We start from the raw sequence: 17,976 nt of genomic DNA on the forward strand, positions 1-17,976 counted from the left end.
TAGGTCCCAGCGGTGGTCACGAGCGCAGCTCCTTGCCGGTCAGCTCCAGGAAGACGTCCTCCAGGGTGTGCCGCTCCACCGAGATCCGGTCCGGCATCACCCCGTGCTGCGCGCACCAGGACGTCACCGTCGCGAGCAGTTGCGGGTCGACCTTGCCGACGACCCGGTACGAGCCCGGCGTCAGCTCCGCCGCCGTGCAGTCGGCGGGCAGGGCCTTCAGCAGGGATCCCACGTCCAGGCCGGGACGGCCGGTGAAGCGGAGGGTGTTCTCGGCGCCGCCGCGGCACAGCTCCTCGGGGGAGCCCTGGGCGATGACCCGGCCGGCGTCGATGATCGCGACGTCGTCGGCGAGTTGCTCGGCCTCGTCCATGTAGTGGGTCGTGAGGATCACGGAGACGCCGTCGGCGCGCAGGTCACGGACCAGGTCCCAGGTGGCCCGGCGGGCCTGCGGGTCGAGCCCGGCCGTCGGCTCGTCCAGGAACACCAGTTCCGGGCGGCCGACCACGGCCATGGCGAGGGCGAGCCGCTGCTGCTGCCCGCCGGAGAGGCGGCGGTAGGCGGTCCGGCCGCAACCGCCGAGCCCGAGCCGCTCGATGAGGGCGTCGACGTCCAGGGGGTGCGCGTGCAGCTTGGCGACGTGGCGCAGCATCTCGTCCGCCCGGGCGCCCGAGTAGACCCCGCCCGACTGGAGCATCACACCGACGCGCGGCCGCAGCTCGCCGGACTGTCCGACCGGGTCCAGGCCCAGGACGCGCACCGTGCCGGAGTCCGGCCTGCGGTACCCCTCGCAGGTCTCGACCGTCGTCGTCTTGCCCGCGCCGTTGGGGCCGAGTACGGCGGTCACGCCCGCACGGGCCACCAGGTCGAGGCCGTTCACCGCGGTCTTCGTGCCGTACCGCTTCACCAGGGCCTGGACCTGGACCACGGGCTCAGTTCGCATGGCTCCAGAGTCTAGGTAGGCGATCGGTCCCCCGGACGGGCGGGTTCACATCTGCCCGGTCGGCACGGGTCAGATCTCCTCCGCCCGGGGCCGGTGCAGGGCCAGCCACCGCTCCGCGTACGCCACCGCGTCAGCCAGCGGGAACAGCCGTACGTCGGCCGCGCCCACCTTCCCGCGTACGACGGGACGGTCCCGCTCGAAGTCATGGCCCAGCTCGTCGAACCGGTCCGAGGTGATGGACACCTCGGTCACCACCTCCCACTCCGTGGGACCCGGCCGCCCCACCTTCACCACGGGTGACGGAACGCGGTACTCGGCCAGGTGGAAGGCGGTGCACGCGTCGTAGCCGGCGCCGAGGAGCAGCACGCGCGCGTGGAGCGCCTCCAGCCGGGCCAGGGGGCTGCGTTCGCCGAGGCGGCAGTCGGGGGCGTGCCCGTCGGTTATGCGCTCTGCGCGTGGGCCGACGGCGGCGAAGGACGTCTGCGGATGCGCGCTGCGCCGGGCACCCGGCCAGGTCCGTACGGCCTCGGGGATGACGCCGACCCCGCGCGTGGGCGTGACGAGGGGGTCGTAGGCGGGCATGGTCGCCCGGATCGTCTCCCACCACTCCTCCGGCACCGGCGGATTGCTCCACACCGCCGGGTCGGAGAGGTCGCCGGTCTGCGTGGGGACCACGAGAGTGCCGTCCGGGCCGAGGGCGTCGAGCAGTCCCTGGACCACTGCGACGGCTCCTCCGCAGACCCAGCCGAGGGAGCTGAGGGAGGAGTGCACCAGGAGCGTTTCACCGCTTCGGACGCCGAGCTCGCGCAACTGCGCGGCGAGGGTGTCGCGGGTGACAAGAGGGCCGGTCGCAGGGGGTGTCGACATGCTTCGTGAGTGTCCCGGAGACGGCCTTCCCATGCCACCGATTTGATCGATCAAAGATCGTTTGCGCAGGTCAGATTAGGTAAACCTAAGTGACGTAGGGCACCGCCCAGGTGCCCGGACGCGGCTTGCCTGCCCTTGAGGAATTACGCAACAATGGCGTTGTGAAAAACGTCGGCGAGGCTCGGGAGACCCCCATGGGGACCCCTCAGGAGGAGCTCGCGGCTGGGTTGCGCTCGGATCGCTCCACGCGCAACCGGGTCGCGCGATCCATCCTGGACCACGGGCCCTCGACCGTCGCCGAGCTGGCCGGCCGGCTGGGCCTCACCCAGGCCGCCGTACGCAGGCACCTGGACGCGCTCGCCGCGGACGACGTCGTGGAGGCCCGCGAGCAGCGGGTGTACGGCGCGCGTACGCGCGGCCGTCCCGCCAAGGTCTTCGCGCTCACCGACTGTGGCCGCGACGCCTTCGACCAGTCGTACGACAAGCTCGCCGCGGACGCCCTCAAGTGGATCGCCGAGCGTGAGGGCGGGAGCGAGGCGGTCGCCGCCTTCGCCCGCGCCCGGATCGCCGCCCAGGCGAACGCGTACCGCAAGGCGATCGAGGCGGCCGCCCCCGACAAGCGCACCGAAGCCCTGGCCAAGGCCCTGAGCGCAGACGGGTACGCTGCAACGGCGCGCAGCGCACCCCTCCCTCAAAAGGGCGAGCAGCTCTGCCAGCACCACTGCCCGGTCGCCCATGTGGCGGAGCAGTTCCCGCAGCTGTGCGAGGCGGAGACGGAGATCTTCGCCGAACTGCTCGGAACGCACGTCCAACGGCTGGCGACCATCGCGCACGGCGACGGCGTCTGCACGACGTTCATCCCACAGATTTCCCACACCACCCATAAAGCACCTGCAAGCACGGCCGGGAGGAACCCCGCATGACTCTCCCCACGGAGACTGCCCACCCTGAGCTCGAGGGTCTGGGCAAGTACGAATACGGCTGGGCCGACTCCGACGAAGCCGGCGCCTCTGCGAAGCGCGGTCTGAGCGAGGACGTCGTCCGTGACATCTCCGCGAAGAAGAACGAGCCGGAGTGGATGACCAAGCTCCGCCTCAAGGGCCTGCGCCTGTTCGACAAGAAGCCCATGCCGAACTGGGGCTCGGACCTCTCGGGCATCGACTTCGACAACATCAAGTACTTCGTACGCTCCACGGAGAAGCAGGCGGAGTCCTGGGAGGACCTGCCCGAGGACATCAAGAACACGTACGACAAGCTCGGCATCCCGGAGGCGGAGAAGCAGCGCCTCGTCGCCGGTGTCGCGGCCCAGTACGAGTCGGAGGTCGTCTACCACCAGATCCGCGAGGACCTGGAGGAGCAGGGCGTCATCTTCCTCGACACCGACACCGCGCTGAAGGAGCACCCGGAGCTCTTCAAGGAGTACTTCGGCACCGTCATCCCGGTCGGTGACAACAAGTTCGCCTCCCTGAACACCGCCGTGTGGTCGGGTGGCTCCTTCATCTACGTCCCGCCGGGCGTCCACGTGGAGATCCCGCTCCAGGCATACTTCCGCATCAACACGGAGAACATGGGCCAGTTCGAGCGGACCCTGATCATCGTCGACGAGGGTGCCTACGTGCACTACGTCGAGGGCTGCACGGCTCCGATCTACAAGTCGGACTCGCTGCACAGCGCCGTGGTCGAGATCATCGTCAAGAAGAACGCCCGCTGCCGCTACACGACCATCCAGAACTGGTCGAACAACGTCTACAACCTGGTCACCAAGCGCGCCGTCGCCTACGAGGGCGCGACCATGGAGTGGATCGACGGCAACATCGGCTCCAAGGTGACGATGAAGTACCCGGCCGTCTACCTGATGGGCGAGCACGCCAAGGGCGAGACCCTGTCCATCGCCTTCGCGGGCGAGGGGCAGCACCAGGACGCCGGCTCCAAGATGGTCCACATGGCGCCGAACACCTCCTCCAACATCGTCTCGAAGTCCGTGGCGCGCGGTGGCGGTCGTACCTCCTACCGCGGTCTCGTCGAGATCGGCGAGGGCGCCGCCGGCTCCAAGTCGAACGTGCTGTGCGACGCGCTGCTCGTCGACACCATCTCCCGCTCCGACACGTACCCCTACGTGGACGTCCGCGAGGACGACGTGTCCATGGGCCACGAGGCGACCGTCTCCAAGGTCTCCGAGGACCAGCTGTTCTACCTGATGAGCCGCGGTCTGAGCGAGTTCGAGGCGATGGCGATGATCGTGCGCGGCTTCGTCGAGCCCATCGCGAAGGAGCTGCCCATGGAGTACGCCCTCGAGCTCAACCGGCTGATCGAGCTGCAGATGGAAGGCGCGGTCGGTTAAGACCGGTCCCTCTGCAAGCAGCTAGCGAAATCTGACGTAGGAAAGAGAGCAGACCGACAGCCATGGCTGAGGCTCAGAACATCCCCGTGGGGTCCACCACCGCGGGCCAGATCGCGGTGGCCGCCGAGTCGACCGTCGCCACGCGCATGAGCGCGCCCCCGTCCTTCGACGTGGCGGACTTCCCGGTCCCGCACGGCCGCGAGGAGGAGTGGCGGTTCACCCCGCTGGAGCGCCTGCGCGGCCTGCACGACGGCACCGCCGTCGCCCATGGCACCGGCGTGAAGGTGGACGTCCAGGCCCCCGAGGGCGTCACCGTCGAGACCGTCGGCCGTGACGACGCCCGGATCGGCAGGGCGGGCACCCCGGTGGACCGCGTCGCCGCCCAGGCGTACTCGGCGTTCGAGAAGGCCGGCGTGGTCACCGTCCCCAAGGAGACGGTCCTCACCGAGCCGATCCGCATCGCCGTGCACGGCGAGGGCGGGGTCGCCTACGGCCACCAGGTCGTCGAGCTCGGAGCCTTCGCCGAGGCCGTCGTCGTCATCGACCACACCGGTGACGCGGTGCTCGGCGTCAACGTCGACTACATCCTGGGCGACGGCGCAAAGCTGACCGTCGTCTCGGTCCAGGACTGGGACGACAAGGCCGTGCACGTGGCCCAGCACAACGCCCTCATCGGGCGCGACGCCAGCTTCAAGTCGGTCGTGGTGACCTTCGGCGGCGACCTCGTACGGCTGCACCCGCGCGTCACCTACGCGGGCACCGGCGGCGAGGCCGAGCTGCTCGGGCTGTACTTCACGGACGCCGGCCAGCACCAGGAGCACCGCCTCCTGGTCGACCACAACGTCCCGCACTGCAAGTCCAACGTCGTCTACAAGGGCGCGCTGCAGGGCGACAACGCCCACGCGGTGTGGATCGGCGACGTCCTCATCGAGGCCAAGGCCGAGGGCACGGACACCTACGAGATGAACCGGAACCTGGTTCTGACCGACGGCGCCCGCGTCGACTCCGTGCCGAACCTGGAGATCGAGACCGGCGAGATCGTCGGCGCCGGCCACGCCTCCGCGACCGGCCGCTTCGACGACGAGCAGCTTTTCTACCTGATGGCCCGCGGCATCCCCGCCGACGAGGCCCGTCGCCTGGTGGTCCGCGGCTTCTTCGCCGAGCTGGTCCAGCAGATCGGTGTCGACGACATCGAGGAGCGCCTCCTCGTGAAGATCGACGAGGAGCTGGAGGCGTCGGTCTGATGACTGCCTTCGTACGCGCCTGCGGCCTGAGCGAGCTGGAGGAGGACACCCCGAAGCGGGTGGAACTCAACGGCACGCCGGTCTCGGTCGTGCAGACCGAGGGGGAGGTGTTCGCCATCCACGACATCTGCTCCCACGCGAACGTCTCGCTCTCCGAGGGCGAGGTGGAGGACTGCCAGATCGAGTGCTGGCTGCACGGTTCCGCGTTCGACCTCCGCACCGGCAAGCCGTCCGGCCTACCCGCGACGCGCCCCGTCCCCGTATACCCCGTAAAGATCGAAGGGGACGACGTTCTCGTCTCCCTCACCCAGGAGTCCTGAGGCACCCATGGCAACGCTTGAAATCCGAGACCTGCACGTCACCGTCGAGGCCGACAACGCCACGAAGGAGATCCTCAAGGGCGTCGACCTCACCGTGAAGCAGGGCGAGACGCACGCCATCATGGGCCCCAACGGCTCCGGCAAGTCGACCCTCGCCTACTCCCTCGCGGGTCACCCGAAGTACACGATCACCGGCGGCTCCGTCACCCTCGACGGCGAGGACGTCCTGGAGATGTCCGTCGACGAGCGCGCCCGCGCCGGTCTGTTCCTCGCGATGCAGTACCCGGTCGAGGTCCCCGGCGTCTCGGTCTCCAACTTCCTGCGCACCTCCGCCACTGCCATCCGCGGCGAAGCCCCCAAGCTGCGCACCTGGGTGAAGGAGGTCAAGGAGGCCATGGAGCGCCTCAACATGGACCCGTCCTTCGCCGAGCGCAACGTCAACGAGGGCTTCTCCGGCGGTGAGAAGAAGCGCCACGAGATCCTTCAGCTGGAGCTGCTCAAGCCGAAGATCGCGATCCTCGACGAGACCGACTCCGGCCTGGACGTCGACGCCCTGCGCGTCGTCTCCGAGGGCGTGAACCGGGTCCGTGAGACCGGCGAGGTCGGCACCCTGCTGATCACGCACTACACGCGCATCCTGCGCTACATCAAGCCCGACCACGTCCACGTCTTCGCGGCCGGCCGTATCGCCGAGTCCGGCGGCGCGGAACTCGCGGACCAGCTCGAGGCCGAGGGCTACGACAAGTACGTGAAGGGTGGCGCATCCGCGTGACACAGCTGCCGGGCCTCCTCGACACCGAGGCGCTCCGCAAGGACTTCCCGATCCTGGACCGCGTCATCCACGACGGCAAGAAGCTCGTGTACCTGGACAACGCGGCGACCTCGCAGACGCCCCGCCAGGTGCTCGACGTGCTCTCCGAGTACTACGAGCAGCACAACGCCAACGTCCACCGTGGCGTGCACGTCCTCGCCGAGGAGGCCACGGCGCTGTACGAGGGCGCGCGCGACAAGGTCGCGGAGTTCATCAACGCGCCTTCGCGCGACGAGGTGATCTTCACCAAGAACGCCTCCGAGTCGCTCAACCTCGTGGCGAACATGCTCGGCTGGGCCGACGAGCCCTACCGAGTGGACCACGAGACCGAGATCGTCATCACGGAGATGGAGCACCACTCCAACATCGTGCCGTGGCAGCTGCTCGCGCAGCGCACGGGCGCGAAGCTGAAGTGGTTCGGCCTGACCGACGACGGCCGCCTCGACCTGTCCGACATCGACGAGATCATCACGGAGAAGACGAAGATCGTCTCCTTCGTGCTGGTCTCCAACATCCTGGGCACGCTGAACCCGGTCGAGGCGATCGTGCGCCGTGCGCAGGAGGTCGGTGCGCTGGTCTGCATCGACGCCTCTCAGGCGGCTCCTCACATGCCACTGGACGTGCAGGCCCTCCAGGCCGACTTCGTGGCCTTCACCGGCCACAAGATGTGCGGCCCGACCGGCATCGGCGTCCTGTGGGGCCGCCAGGAGCTGCTGGAGGACCTGCCTCCGTTCCTCGGCGGCGGCGAGATGATCGAGACGGTGTCGATGCACTCGTCGACGTACGCTCCCGCCCCGCACAAGTTCGAGGCGGGTACACCTCCGGTCTCGCAGGCGATCGGCCTGGGCGCGGCGATCGACTACCTCAACGCGATCGGCATGGACAAGATCCTCGCCCATGAGCACGCGCTCACCGAGTACGCGGTGAAGCGGCTGGCGGAGGTCCCCGACCTGCGGATCATCGGCCCGACGACGGCCGAGGACCGCGGCGCCGCGATCTCCTTCACGCTCGGCGACATCCACCCGCACGACGTGGGCCAGGTCCTCGACGAGCAGGGCATCGCGGTACGGGTCGGCCACCACTGCGCCCGCCCCGTCTGCCTGCGCTACGGAATTCCTGCGACCACGCGAGCGTCGTTCTATCTGTACTCCACGCCGGCCGAGATCGACGCTCTGGTGGACGGCCTGGAGCACGTACGGAACTTCTTCGGCTGACGGGACGAGCGATCGCATGAAGCTGGATTCGATGTACCAGGAAGTCATCCTGGACCACTACAAGAACCCGCACGGGCGTGGTCTGAGGGATGGCGACGCCGAGGTGCACCATGTGAACCCGACGTGCGGCGACGAGATCACCCTTCGCGTGAAGTATGACGGCACGACGATCGAGGACGTCTCGTACGAGGGCCAGGGCTGCTCGATCAGCCAGGCGAGCGCGTCCGTACTGAACGAACTCCTCGTCGGCAAGGACCTCTCCGACGCGCGGAAGATCCAGGAGACCTTCCTGGAGCTGATGCAGTCCAAGGGGAAGATCGAGCCCGACGACGCCATGGAGGAGGTCCTGGAGGACGCGGTCGCGTTCGCCGGGGTCTCCAAGTACCCGGCCCGGGTCAAGTGCGCCCTCCTGAGCTGGATGGCGTGGAAGGACGCGACGGCCCAGGCGCTGGGCGGCGCCGACGCCGAAAGGAAGACGGCATGAGCGAGACCGTTGAGATGAAGCCGGCCTCGGAGGAAGAGGTCCGTGAGGCGCTGTACGACGTCGTCGATCCCGAGCTGGGTATCGATGTCGTCAACCTCGGCCTGATCTACGGCATCCACATCGACGAGGCGAACATCGCCACGCTCGACATGACCCTGACCTCGGCGGCCTGCCCGCTGACGGACGTCATCGAGGACCAGGCCAAGTCCGCCACGGACGGTCTCGTCAGCGAGCTGCGCATCAACTGGGTGTGGATGCCGCCGTGGGGTCCGGACAAGATCACGGACGACGGCCGCGAGCAGCTTCGGGCGCTGGGCTTCAACGTCTGAGGCGCACAAGCCACGTACGAACGGCGAGGTCCACCGGACCTCGCCGTTCGTGCTTCTCAGGCCAGCCCCGCCACCACCTGGAACGCGGAGTCCGCCAGATAGACGGAGTTGTTCTGGAAGGGGGCCAGCTTCAGCTGGAAGTCCTGGTGGCGCAGGAAACGTCCGGGATAGTTGACGGATTCCAGCATGACCGCGCCCGAATACGCCGAGCCGCGCGGGCAGAAGGTGGCGTCCTGCTCGAACAGGGCGGAACCGTCGTCGCGTTCGGAGCGCAGGACGAAGTCGCGGTGGCGGAGATGGCCGCCGTCGGCCGTGGCGAAGGAGTAACAGGAGGCGTCGGCCAGGCCCTTGACCAGCTTGAAGGTGGAGTCCTCGCGGCTCTCCGAGCCACGGACCGGTTCCAGCTCCACAAAGCCGCCGCTCGCCCGCCAGTAGCGGTCGGGGTAGTTGACCGAGCGGACGGACCGCCAGGTCGTGGCGGCGGGGGGCTTCTGGCCCGAGGACGAACCTGACTCGCGCGTAGGCGACTTGGACGGCTCCGGCGCGGGCTTGGGCGTGCCGGCGTCCTGTTGGCGGGGTGCTTTCGTCGTCTCCTTCGCTGTTGACAGGCCGCTCTTGCCCTTCGGGGGAGTCGCCGACTTCGAGGGGGTGGCGAAGGAGATCAGGCCGGGGACCGACGTGTTCTCCGAGGAGGGCGAGGCAGAGAGCGTGTGGTCGTATTCCCTTTCCGACACGGCTATCGCCGTGGCGCAGGCGATGATCGTCGCCACCGCCATGCCGCCCGCCAGCCAGAGGCGGCGGGTTCCCGGTGCCCGGGAGGTGTCAGGTGCCCAGCCGTTCTCCCATGGTTGGTCCTGAGGCGGCCGGGACTTGTTTTCTGGCATGCGCTGTTCCTCCAGCGGCGTCACGGGACGAAAACCGCGGCTGCGAAGGGCCTGGTAGATGAACGCTGAAACACTAGTGGTTCGGGTGGCTCCTGAGCAGCCGTTTGGAACGAGCCGTTTCCACATCGATGTTTACGGCGCCGGACGCGATGGCGCACACCCGCGCAGGGCGTGATCGCCGCGACTGACGCCCACTCAGCTCCGGTGGCTCGGAGCCGCATTGGCCAACGGCTGAACGCTCCCCGGGAGCAGGGCATCATGACCGGGGCAGCACCGCAGGTCACCACCCATCACCACCCATCACGAACCATCACCACCCACCGACAGGAGCCCCCGGACCATGGTCCACCGAGTCCACCGCGTCCACCGCATCCCCCGTGCCCTCCGCCGCGCGTCGGCGGCCGTGGTGCTGTGCGGTGCGCTCGCCCTGGCCGCGGGCGGATGCACGGTGTCCGGCGACGACGGCGAGGACGCCGACGCCGACCCGAAGAAGGTGGTGCTGCCCGAGCCGGGTGCCGCCTTCGACTACCAGATCGGTGGTGCCTACCCGCCCCCGGCCGGCGTACGGGCGCTCTCCCGCGACCGCACCGCGGAACCGGCGCCCGGCCTCTACAACATCTGTTACGTCAACGCCTTCCAGGCCCAGCCCGGCTCCGAGAGCTGGTGGCGGTCGCACCACCCCGGCCTGCTGCTCCGCGACGCCGGGGGAACGCCGGTGATCGACAGGGACTGGGACGAGCCCCTGCTGGACATCTCGACGCCCGCCAAGCGCGAGCAGCTCGCAGGAATCGTGGGGAAGTGGATCGACGCCTGCGCCGCGGCCGGATACCAGGCGGTCGAGGCCGACAACCTCGACTCGCACGAGCGGTCCGACGGGCTGCTGACCGCCGAGGACAACATGGCCTTCGGCGCGTTGCTCGCCGCACGCGCCCACGCCGCCGGTCTGGCGATCGGCCAGAAGAACGCCGCCGGCCTCGCGCGGCAGGGGCGGACCCTCGGTTTCGACTTCGCGGTCGCCGAGGAGTGCGGACAGTACGACGAGTGCGGTGCCTACGCGGACGCCTACGACGGCCGGGTCTTCGTCATCGAGTACCGGTCCGACGGCCTCACCGCCGCCTGCGCGGACTGGGGTGACAGGCTGTCGGTGGTCCTGCGCGACCTGGACGTCGTACCGGCGGGGGAGGCCGGCTACCGCCGCCGCACCTGCTGAACGGGGGCGGGTGACGTTCGTGCGGCCCGTTCGTGGACGCCTGTACCCCACGATGTGTACGCCCGTACCCAACGGTGTGTACGCTCGTACACATGGGATACGTGATGCTCGCGGCGGCCATCGCGGCCGAGGTGGCCGGTACGACCGCCTTGAAGTACAGCGACGGCTTCAGCCGGTTGTGGCCGTCACTGCTGACGGTCCTCGGGTACGCCGTTTCCTTCCTGCTGCTCGCCCAGACCCTGAAGACGGTGTCAGTCGGCACGGCGTACGCGATCTGGTCGGGCGTCGGCACCGCGGCCATCGCGACGATCGGGATCGCGTTCCTGGGGGAGGGGATGTCCGCCGTCAAGGCCACGGGGATCGCGCTGATCATCATGGGTGTGGTGGTGCTGAACCTGGGAGGTGCGCACTGATGCCCCGGCGTTACGACCCCGAGCGACGTCAGCGGATCATCGACGCGGCGATCCGGGTCGTCGGGGACAAGGGCATCGCGGGACTGAGCCACCGTACGGTCGCCGCCGAGGCGGACGTGCCGCTCGGTTCCACGACGTACCACTTCAAGACCCTGGACGACCTGCTCGTCGCCGCCCTGCGCCAGGCCAACGAGGGCTTCGCCAAGGTCATCGCCTCACGCGGCGGCCTGGAGGACCCGCACACCGACCTGGCCGCCGAACTCGCGGGCTGGATGGGCGAGTGGCTCGCGGGCGACCGCACGGGCGTGGAGCTGGAGTACGAGCTCTACCTGGCCGCCCTGCGCCGCCCCGCTCTGCGCTCCGTCGCGGCCGAGTGGGCCCAGGACCTCGCCGACCGGCTGTCCCACCGCACGGACGCGGTCACGGCACGGGCGCTGGCGGCACTCATGGACGGCATCTGCCTCCAGGTGCTGCTGACCGAGACGCCGTACGACGAGGGGTATGCGCGCGAGGTGCTGCGGCGGGTGATTCCCTGACCTGGCGGGGGCGGCTCCTGGCCTCGCCGGGTGTGGGGTGTGGGCTGCGGCGGGTGTTTGCCGGCCGGCTGCGGTTGGTTCGTCGTGGTTCGGTGGTTCATGGTTCTGCGGGGCGGGTCTGCGACCTTGCGGGGGAGGGCTCCTGGCCTTGGTGTGTGGGGTTTTGCCGTGCGACAGGCATTTACTGACCTGCCGCAGATGATTCATGGTCCTACGGCGAGCGATTCCGGCGTCGACGGGGACGGTTGGTGACCTGGGGGCATGAGCCGGCCCTGCCGGGCGACGCCGCATGATCCCTGTCCTGCCGTGGACGGCCCCTCGCCCAGGCGGGCACGCCCTCGCCCTGCCGCGCACGATCCTTGATCTGCCGCCGGCAACTCCTGGCCCTGCCGAGGGCCAGACCCTGAACCGCCCCGCACGTGGCGGGGCGCCGGAGCGGTTGGCCCTGTTCGCGTCCACCGGTCGGCTCGCCGGCGTCGGTGGTCGTCGACGGCGCGCTGCGTCGACCTGGACGCGCGGAGCGGCTCGCACCCTGAGACGCCGTCCCCGCCGGTTGGCCCGGGCGGCCCCCCGGCGGTTAGGTTGCCCTCATGACCGACACGACTGCTTCTCGCACCACCGGCGCCGTGGCCGCCGGCCTCGCCACGATCGCCGCCGACGGCACTGTTCTCGACACCTGGTTCCCCGCGCCCGAGCTCGTCGCCGAGCCCGGTCCGTCCGGCACCGAGCGGCTGTCCGCCGAGCGTGCCGCGGAGCTGCTGGGCGGCGGCGCCACCGCCGCGACCGGGCCGGACGCCCGCCGTGGCGTCGAGGTCGTCGCGGTCCGCACGGTCATCGCCTCGATCGACGAGAAGCCGATCGACGCACACGACGTCTACCTGCGCCTTCACCTGCTCTCCCACCGACTGGTCAAGCCGCACGGCCTGAGCCTGGAAGGCCAGTTCGGCTTCCTCGCCAACGTCGCCTGGACCTCCCTCGGCCCGGTCGCCGTCGACGACATCGAGAAGGTCCGGCTCAACGCGCGCGCCGAGGGGCTGCACCTTCAGGTGACCTCCATCGACAAGTTCCCGCGGATGACGGACTACGTGGCCCCCAAGGGCGTGCGCATCGCCGACGCCGACCGCGTGCGGCTCGGTGCCCACCTCGCCGAGGGCACCACCGTCATGCACGAGGGCTTCGTCAACTTCAACGCCGGCACCCTCGGCACCTCCATGGTCGAGGGCCGTATCTCCGCGGGCGTCGTCGTCGGTGACGGCTCCGACATCGGTGGCGGCGCCTCCACGATGGGCACGCTGTCCGGCGGCGGCAACGTGATCATCTCCATCGGCGAGCGCTGCCTGATCGGCGCCGAGGCGGGCGTCGGCATCGCGCTCGGCGACGAGTGCGTCGTGGAGGCCGGGCTGTACGTCACCGCGGGGACGCGCGTGACCATGCCCGACGGGCAGATCGTCAAGGCCCGCGAACTGTCCGGTGCCTCCAACATCCTCTTCCGCCGCAACTCGGTCACCGGCACCGTCGAGGCCCGCCCGAACAACGCGGTGTGGGGCGGCCTGAACGACATCCTGCACAGCCACAACTGACGACGACCGACGTTCCGAAAGTTCCGAGAGTTCCGAGAGTTCCGAGACCGGTGTCGGTGGGCGCCCTCTCGTGGCCGGGCACGGCTGCGGGAGGGCGTTCGTCGTGCGGGTGAGGGGACGCGGCGCGCCCACGTACGGGTTACTCGTCGTGACCTCTGCGCGGTCCAGGCAGATGAACAGGTGGACGCAGTGTCCGATCACACGCCGAACCGACGAGATGAGGGGCCGATGAGGGGTCGAGTGAAGACGAGCGAGCGGACGAGGACCGTGCTGCGCCTGGTGGTCGGCGCGTTGGCCGTGGCGGGGGCCTGCTGGCTGCCGGCCGGGACCGCGTACGCCGACGAGACGAACACGGGCTCGCACAACGGACCCCGCATCGGGCTGGTCAACTTCGGGCAGGTGGACGACCCGATGGAGGATGTGCTGGAGCACTTCCTGCTGTTCGGCGACGGGTACAAGTGGGGCTGAGCGCGCACCGGGGGCAGCGGGGGACCGGGGCCCGTACCGCACGGGGGTGCGGTGCGGGCCCCGCGCCTTTCCCCGTTCCGGGAAGCCTTCTGTATCGCCCCTGTATCGCCTCTGGATCGCCTTCGGATCGCCTCCGGATTTTCTTCCGGCACGTCGGCATAGCGGCGGGGCGTCGCACGCGTCACAAGGGGTGGGAGAGGCGGGCACCGGGTCCGCCCGGGGAAGAGAAGGTGACGATGGATGCCGAAGCGCAGGACAGCTTTCGGGAGTTCGTGGAGAACCGGTCGTCCGCGCTGCTGAAGACCGCGGTCCTGCTGACCGGCGGCGACCGGCACGCCGCGGAGGACCTCCTCCAGAACGCCCTGATCAAGGCGGCCGACCGCTGGCATCGCATCGACGAGCCGGAGGCGTACGTACGCCAGATCCTGTACCGGCAGCAGGTCAGCCGCTGGCGGCTGAAGTGGCGCCGACGCGAACTGACCGTCGCCGAGCCGCCCGAGACCGGCGCCGATCCGGACACCGCCTACGCCGCCGAACTGCGGCTGCTGATGCGCGGCGCGCTGGCCCGGCTGACCGCGCGGCAGCGCACCGTGCTGGTGCTGCGCTACTTCGAGGATCTGCCGGAGGCCGACGTGGCTCGCATCCTCGGCTGTTCGGTCGGCACCGTACGGTCCACCGCTCACCGCTCGCTCGCCCGGCTGCGGGCCCTCGCGCCCGAACTGGCTGCTCTCGGCCACCGGACTGAGAACGCCCGGTCACAGCCGTCCCGTGACTTCTCGCCCGTGGAGGTGCGGTAAGTGAACGTCGAGGAACTCGTACGGGACTCCCTGCGGGAGTTGGCCGCCGAACAGCCGTCGGCGGGCCCCGGGTACGCGGACCGGGTGCTGGCCGTCCGCCGGCGCCGCCGTACCCGTCGGCTCGCCTCCGTCGCCGCGGCCACCGCGGCCGTCGTCGGCATCGCGGTCGCCGTGCCGCTGCTGGACGGGGGAAAGAAGGAGGTGCGTCCGGCGAGTGTGCTCAACGGCCGCGGGACCAGTGCCCACCCGGACCAGTCACCGCCGCGCGACCTCATCGCGGCCGGGGACGTGGCGCTCGCCGCCTACTACACCACACAGATCGTCCCGCAGCGGAAGGACCGAGGGGTGTCCGAGCGCACCTACTGGCTCCTCGACCAGCGGACCGGACGCTACGAGAAGGACACCAGGTGGTCCTTCGTCGCCGTCGCGCCCGGGATGAGGACCGCCGCCGTACTGGAACGGAACCTGCCGGCCCAGCGGATCGGCCTGCTCGACCTCGCGACGGGGGAGGTCGAGCGGTGGATCCCGGTGGACCACGGGGTCGGCGGGCTGGCGTTCTCGTACGACGGGCGCAAGCTCGTCGCGACCACGTACGACGAGAACCCCGATCTGCGGATCAGGCAGACGGGCGACGAGGACGCCGTCCCCTGGGTGCCGCAGTTCCAACGTCCGAGCCGCAGCGGCTTCCACGTCGTGGACATCGCCTCCGGCACGGCCTCCTGGACCGGGGTCCGCAGCGGCCGTGGGACCAGCCCTCGACAGGACTTCTTCCTCAGCCGTGCCGGTGACCTCGTGTATACGCCGGTCCCGGGGCCCGCGGACGGTTCGCAGCAGTTCTACGACCTCGACGGCAACAAGGTCGCGGCGCCCGCGGACGAGCGGTACCTGCGCACGGACGTCGGCGCCCGGCTCTCCCCGGACGGCAGCCTCGCCGCGGGCGGCCTGTCCAAGGAGGTCCCGGACAAGTCGTACTCCTCGATCCGAGACCCCCGCACCGGCAGGGAGATCACCAAGGTGCGCGGCGCGGAGCTGCTCGCCTGGGTGGACGAGAAGCGGCTCATCGCCCAGGAGCGCACCGCGGGTGAGGGGCTGTACCGGCCCCGGCTCGTGCTCGTCACGATCGGAAGCGACGAGGTCGAATGGCTGAGCGGCCCGAGCGCGCAGAAGGACGACGATCTCTCCTACGCGTGGGAGCCGGTGCTGGCGCGTCGTTGATCAGCCCGCGGTGAGCGACTCGTACGCCGCGAGCAGCCCGTCGACCGCCTCCCGGTCGGCCGGCCGCAGCGGTGCGCGCACCGGGCCGGCGGGGAGGCCGAGTTCGTTGAGGAGCGCCTTCACGGTGACGGCGCCGGGCAGGCCCGCCGCCATCATCAACTCGATCAGCGGCGTGGCGCGTTGCTGGAGGCGGGCGGACACGGGGGTGTCGCCCGCCTCGAACGCGTCCAGCACCGAACGAAGGTGACCGGGGATGACATTCGAGACGGTGCTGACGTATCCCGTCCCGCCCACCGCGTACAGCGCCAGGTTGTGCTCGTCGCACCCCGCGTAGTACGCCAACTCCGTGCGCGCCAGCACCTTCTGGGCGCCGAGGAAGTCGTAGGAGCAGTCCTTCACCGCGACGATCCGGGGATGCTCGGCGAGGCGGATCAGCGTCTCCGGCTCGACGCGGGTGCCGGTGCGGCCCGGGATGTCGTACAGCATGAGCGGCAGTCCGGCCGCGTCGGCCACCTCGCGGAAGTGCGCCTCGACGGCGTCCTGCGGGGGCCGGCTGTAGTACGGCGCGACCACCAACAGGCCGTCCGCGCCCGCCTTCTCGGCCGCCAGGGCCAGCTCGACGGTGTGCCGGGTGTCGGAGGTGCCCACGCCGGCGACGACCGACGCCCGGTCACCCACCGCCTGGCTGACGGCCCTGATCAGCTCCGACTTCTCGGTGTCCGTCGTGGTCGGTGACTCGCCCGTCGTACCGGAGAGCACCAGGCCGTCGCAGCCCTCGCCCACCAGCCGGTCGGCGAGGCGCTGCGCGCCGTCGAGGTCGAGGGACCCCGAATCGGTGAAGGGCGTGATCATGGCGCACAGGGCGCGGCCGAAGGGAGCGGCGGAGGCGGCGGCAGTCGTCATGGGAGTAGTGTCGGCCGACTGACTTTGTAGCTCCACTTAATTCTGCTACGGGGTATTGGTAAGTGATGCTGAGTGGTGAGCTTGACCGTACGGCGGCCGAGGCGCTGCTGTGCACGGGCGGGCGCCGCGCGGCCGTCAGCGGATGCGCACCGCACGGCCGGCCCGCGCGCGATGACCGAACTCGCCGCCGAGGGTGAGCTGTTGCCGGCCCGCCTCGAATGGTTCCAGGCCGGTCGGCCCGGCCGGGCGAGCGGGACCGGACGGAGGACGGCAGGGATAGCGGCGGGCCGTCCGGGTACCCGGCAGTTCCGAACCGAGAGGAGGCGGAACACCGTGACCGGGACCACGGCCCCCGAGCCGGTGCACGACGGGCACCACTCGGCGGGCGAACTCGTAGGGCAGGCAGGCGAACAGCTCTCCCCACTCGTACGACAGGAAGTCGCCCTCGCCAAGGAGGAGCTGGCCGAGAAGGGCCGGAGCGCCGGTCGCGGCGGCGGCCTGCTGGGCGCGGCGGGCGCCGTCGCGTACGCCGGTCTGCTGTTCCTGGCCGGGTCCGCCACCGCCGCCCTCTCGCTGACGCTGTCCGTGTGGGCCGCGGCGTTGATCGTGACGGGGGTGCTGTTCGCGGTCGCCGGCCTGCTGGCGGCAACCGGCCGCACCCAGCTGCGACGGGCCGCGCCCCCGGCGCCCGAAGAGGCGCTCGGCAGTGTCAGGGCGGACGTCGAGGAGATCAAGGAAAGGGCGCATCGATGACGCAGAAGAAGGCGGGGGACAAGCGCGCCGCGGAGGCCGCGAAGAAGGGCTCCGCGAAGGCCGCCACCGCGGGCAAGGCCGCGACCGGGAAGGCCGCCGCCGCGGGGAAGTCGGCGGCCGGGAAGGCGAGCGGCGGGGCCAAGGGTCCCGAGGAGCTGCGCAGCCAGATCGAGCGGACGCGCGGCGAACTCGGCGACACCGTCGCGGAGTTGGCGGCGAAGGCGGACGTGAAGGGCCGCGCCGCCGCCCGCGCCGCCGACCTCCGGGACAAGGCGGGCGCGATGACTGTGCAACTGCGCAGCAGCGCGGCCCAGGCGGGCCACGCCGTGCAGGAGCGGGCGGCACGCGCGGGGCACGTCGTGCAGGACCGTGCGGCGCAGGCCGGGCACACGGTGCAGGACCGGGCGACCCAGGCCGGGCACACCGTCCAGGACAAGGCGACGCACGCGGGCCACGTGGTCGAGCACAGCGTGCCCCGCCCCGTCCGTACCGTCGTCCAGGCCGGGCTGCGGCATCCACGGCCGGTCCTGGTCGTCGGGGCGGCGGTCGGAGCGGTCGTCGCGGCGGAGATGCTGCGACGTCGGCACCGCTAGCGGACACCACCGAGACACCGAAAGGCGAGGAACGGCAGCGCACGGCGGCGCGGAACCGGACACCCGTTCGGCGC

Annotated in this window: 21 protein-coding genes; 17 read left to right on the forward strand and 4 right to left on the reverse strand. The window is 70.3% G+C overall.

What is annotated here, in order from left to right:
* Window positions 1–16 precede the first annotated feature (16 nt).
* Both ABZ078_RS24740 and ABZ078_RS24745 read right to left on the reverse strand, forming a co-directional pair.
* Window positions 17–940, reverse strand: a complete 924-nt coding sequence (locus tag ABZ078_RS24740) for an ABC transporter ATP-binding protein (protein WP_356578488.1) — start codon at window positions 938–940, stop codon at window positions 17–19.
* 69 nt (window positions 941–1,009) lie between these two features.
* Complete coding sequence (locus ABZ078_RS24745; protein WP_356578490.1) at window positions 1,010–1,807, reverse strand: AAC(3) family N-acetyltransferase; 798 nt, start codon at window positions 1,805–1,807, stop codon at window positions 1,010–1,012.
* A 161-nt stretch (window positions 1,808–1,968) separates the two neighbouring features.
* On the opposite strand from ABZ078_RS24745, the gene ABZ078_RS24750 reads away from it, so the two are divergent.
* From ABZ078_RS24750 to ABZ078_RS24785, 8 genes are all read left to right on the forward strand, one after another.
* On the forward strand, window positions 1,969–2,730 hold the full coding sequence (locus ABZ078_RS24750) for an ArsR family transcriptional regulator (protein WP_356578492.1): 762 nt from the start codon (window positions 1,969–1,971) through the stop codon (window positions 2,728–2,730).
* On the forward strand, window positions 2,727–4,148 hold the full coding sequence (gene sufB, locus ABZ078_RS24755) for a Fe-S cluster assembly protein SufB (RefSeq protein ID WP_356578494.1): 1,422 nt from the start codon (window positions 2,727–2,729) through the stop codon (window positions 4,146–4,148). The genes ABZ078_RS24750 and sufB overlap by 4 nt, the downstream gene beginning before the upstream one ends.
* Window positions 4,149–4,210: 62 nt before the next feature.
* Window positions 4,211–5,392, forward strand: coding sequence for a Fe-S cluster assembly protein SufD (gene sufD, locus ABZ078_RS24760; protein ID WP_356578496.1), 1,182 nt, complete (start codon window positions 4,211–4,213; stop codon window positions 5,390–5,392).
* Entirely contained in the window at window positions 5,392–5,712 is a 321-nt protein-coding gene (locus ABZ078_RS24765; RefSeq protein ID WP_356578498.1) for a non-heme iron oxygenase ferredoxin subunit, read from the forward strand. Before sufD ends, ABZ078_RS24765 begins: the two co-directional genes overlap by 1 nt.
* Before the next feature lie 7 nt (window positions 5,713–5,719).
* Window positions 5,720–6,484 (forward strand): Fe-S cluster assembly ATPase SufC, encoded by a 765-nt coding sequence (gene sufC, locus ABZ078_RS24770; protein WP_356578499.1) that lies wholly within the window; start codon window positions 5,720–5,722, stop codon window positions 6,482–6,484.
* Window positions 6,481–7,737, forward strand: a complete 1,257-nt coding sequence (locus tag ABZ078_RS24775) for a cysteine desulfurase (protein WP_356578501.1) — start codon at window positions 6,481–6,483, stop codon at window positions 7,735–7,737. The genes sufC and ABZ078_RS24775 overlap by 4 nt, the downstream gene beginning before the upstream one ends.
* A gap of 16 nt (window positions 7,738–7,753) precedes the next feature.
* Window positions 7,754–8,221: a Fe-S cluster assembly sulfur transfer protein SufU gene (gene sufU / locus ABZ078_RS24780; RefSeq protein ID WP_356578503.1), complete on the forward strand. Its 468-nt coding sequence runs from the start codon at window positions 7,754–7,756 to the stop codon at window positions 8,219–8,221.
* Window positions 8,218–8,550 (forward strand): metal-sulfur cluster assembly factor, encoded by a 333-nt coding sequence (locus tag ABZ078_RS24785; protein ID WP_053670670.1) that lies wholly within the window; start codon window positions 8,218–8,220, stop codon window positions 8,548–8,550. The genes sufU and ABZ078_RS24785 overlap by 4 nt, the downstream gene beginning before the upstream one ends.
* Before the next feature lie 56 nt (window positions 8,551–8,606).
* Here ABZ078_RS24785 and ABZ078_RS24790 read toward each other — a convergent pair whose 3' ends face one another.
* The gene (locus ABZ078_RS24790) at window positions 8,607–9,434 is read right to left on the reverse strand and encodes an AbfB domain-containing protein (RefSeq protein ID WP_356578505.1); all 828 of its coding nucleotides are present in this window, start codon (window positions 9,432–9,434) and stop codon (window positions 8,607–8,609) included.
* 340 nt (window positions 9,435–9,774) lie between these two features.
* Here ABZ078_RS24790 and ABZ078_RS24795 point away from each other — a divergent pair, with 340 nt between their 5' ends.
* The 7 genes from ABZ078_RS24795 (at window position 9,775) to ABZ078_RS24825 (ending at window position 15,653) form a co-directional block, all read left to right on the forward strand.
* A complete protein-coding gene (locus ABZ078_RS24795; protein WP_356578507.1) occupies window positions 9,775–10,644 on the forward strand; it encodes an endo alpha-1,4 polygalactosaminidase in 870 nt (289 codons plus the stop codon).
* Window positions 10,645–10,736: 92 nt separating this feature from the next.
* Entirely contained in the window at window positions 10,737–11,057 is a 321-nt protein-coding gene (locus ABZ078_RS24800) for a multidrug efflux SMR transporter (protein ID WP_356578508.1), read from the forward strand.
* On the forward strand, window positions 11,057–11,593 hold the full coding sequence (locus tag ABZ078_RS24805) for a TetR family transcriptional regulator (RefSeq protein ID WP_356578510.1): 537 nt from the start codon (window positions 11,057–11,059) through the stop codon (window positions 11,591–11,593). Before ABZ078_RS24800 ends, ABZ078_RS24805 begins: the two co-directional genes overlap by 1 nt.
* 590 nt (window positions 11,594–12,183) lie before the next feature.
* Window positions 12,184–13,173 (forward strand): 2,3,4,5-tetrahydropyridine-2,6-dicarboxylate N-succinyltransferase, encoded by a 990-nt coding sequence (gene dapD, locus ABZ078_RS24810; RefSeq protein WP_356578512.1) that lies wholly within the window; start codon window positions 12,184–12,186, stop codon window positions 13,171–13,173.
* Between the two features lie 228 nt (window positions 13,174–13,401).
* Window positions 13,402–13,641: a hypothetical protein gene (locus tag ABZ078_RS24815; protein WP_356578514.1), complete on the forward strand. Its 240-nt coding sequence runs from the start codon at window positions 13,402–13,404 to the stop codon at window positions 13,639–13,641.
* A 236-nt stretch (window positions 13,642–13,877) separates the two neighbouring features.
* Window positions 13,878–14,438 (forward strand): SigE family RNA polymerase sigma factor, encoded by a 561-nt coding sequence (locus tag ABZ078_RS24820; protein ID WP_356578516.1) that lies wholly within the window; start codon window positions 13,878–13,880, stop codon window positions 14,436–14,438.
* Window positions 14,439–15,653 (forward strand): WD40 repeat domain-containing protein, encoded by a 1,215-nt coding sequence (locus tag ABZ078_RS24825; RefSeq protein WP_356578518.1) that lies wholly within the window; start codon window positions 14,439–14,441, stop codon window positions 15,651–15,653.
* Here ABZ078_RS24825 and dapA read toward each other — a convergent pair whose 3' ends face one another.
* A complete protein-coding gene (dapA, locus tag ABZ078_RS24830) occupies window positions 15,654–16,556 on the reverse strand; it encodes a 4-hydroxy-tetrahydrodipicolinate synthase (protein WP_356578520.1) in 903 nt (300 codons plus the stop codon).
* A gap of 333 nt (window positions 16,557–16,889) precedes the next feature.
* Here dapA and ABZ078_RS24835 point away from each other — a divergent pair, with 333 nt between their 5' ends.
* Both ABZ078_RS24835 and ABZ078_RS24840 read left to right on the forward strand, forming a co-directional pair.
* Window positions 16,890–17,309, forward strand: coding sequence for a phage holin family protein (locus tag ABZ078_RS24835; protein ID WP_356578522.1), 420 nt, complete (start codon window positions 16,890–16,892; stop codon window positions 17,307–17,309).
* Between the two features lie 155 nt (window positions 17,310–17,464).
* Entirely contained in the window at window positions 17,465–17,902 is a 438-nt protein-coding gene (locus ABZ078_RS24840) for a DUF3618 domain-containing protein (RefSeq protein WP_356578531.1), read from the forward strand.
* The last annotated feature ends 74 nt before the right edge of the window (window positions 17,903–17,976 follow it).

It is taken from the genome of Streptomyces sp. NPDC006385 (genome assembly GCF_040612485.1).
Lineage (GTDB): Bacteria > Actinomycetota > Actinomycetes > Streptomycetales > Streptomycetaceae > Streptomyces.

Bases quoted from the DNA above. Each gene is read 5' to 3' on its own strand.
- ABZ078_RS24790 (WP_356578505.1), bottom strand. From the start codon at position 9,434: ATGCCAGAAAACAAGTCCCGGCCGCCTCAGGACCAACCATGGGAGAAC.
- sufB (WP_356578494.1), top strand. From the start codon at position 2,727: ATGACTCTCCCCACGGAGACTGCCCACCCTGAGCTCGAGGGTCTGGGC.
- dapD (WP_356578512.1), top strand. From the start codon at position 12,184: ATGACCGACACGACTGCTTCTCGCACCACCGGCGCCGTGGCCGCCGGC.
- ABZ078_RS24820 (WP_356578516.1), top strand. From the start codon at position 13,878: ATGGATGCCGAAGCGCAGGACAGCTTTCGGGAGTTCGTGGAGAACCGG.
- sufC (WP_356578499.1), top strand. From the start codon at position 5,720: ATGGCAACGCTTGAAATCCGAGACCTGCACGTCACCGTCGAGGCCGAC.
- ABZ078_RS24765 (WP_356578498.1), top strand. From the start codon at position 5,392: ATGACTGCCTTCGTACGCGCCTGCGGCCTGAGCGAGCTGGAGGAGGAC.
- ABZ078_RS24785 (WP_053670670.1), top strand. From the start codon at position 8,218: ATGAGCGAGACCGTTGAGATGAAGCCGGCCTCGGAGGAAGAGGTCCGT.
- sufD (WP_356578496.1), top strand. From the start codon at position 4,211: ATGGCTGAGGCTCAGAACATCCCCGTGGGGTCCACCACCGCGGGCCAG.
- sufU (WP_356578503.1), top strand. From the start codon at position 7,754: ATGAAGCTGGATTCGATGTACCAGGAAGTCATCCTGGACCACTACAAG.
- ABZ078_RS24800 (WP_356578508.1), top strand. From the start codon at position 10,737: ATGGGATACGTGATGCTCGCGGCGGCCATCGCGGCCGAGGTGGCCGGT.
- ABZ078_RS24815 (WP_356578514.1), top strand. From the start codon at position 13,402: ATGAGGGGTCGAGTGAAGACGAGCGAGCGGACGAGGACCGTGCTGCGC.
- ABZ078_RS24795 (WP_356578507.1), top strand. From the start codon at position 9,775: ATGGTCCACCGAGTCCACCGCGTCCACCGCATCCCCCGTGCCCTCCGC.
- ABZ078_RS24745 (WP_356578490.1), bottom strand. From the start codon at position 1,807: ATGTCGACACCCCCTGCGACCGGCCCTCTTGTCACCCGCGACACCCTC.
- ABZ078_RS24740 (WP_356578488.1), bottom strand. From the start codon at position 940: ATGCGAACTGAGCCCGTGGTCCAGGTCCAGGCCCTGGTGAAGCGGTAC.
- dapA (WP_356578520.1), bottom strand. From the start codon at position 16,556: ATGACGACTGCCGCCGCCTCCGCCGCTCCCTTCGGCCGCGCCCTGTGC.
- ABZ078_RS24805 (WP_356578510.1), top strand. From the start codon at position 11,057: ATGCCCCGGCGTTACGACCCCGAGCGACGTCAGCGGATCATCGACGCG.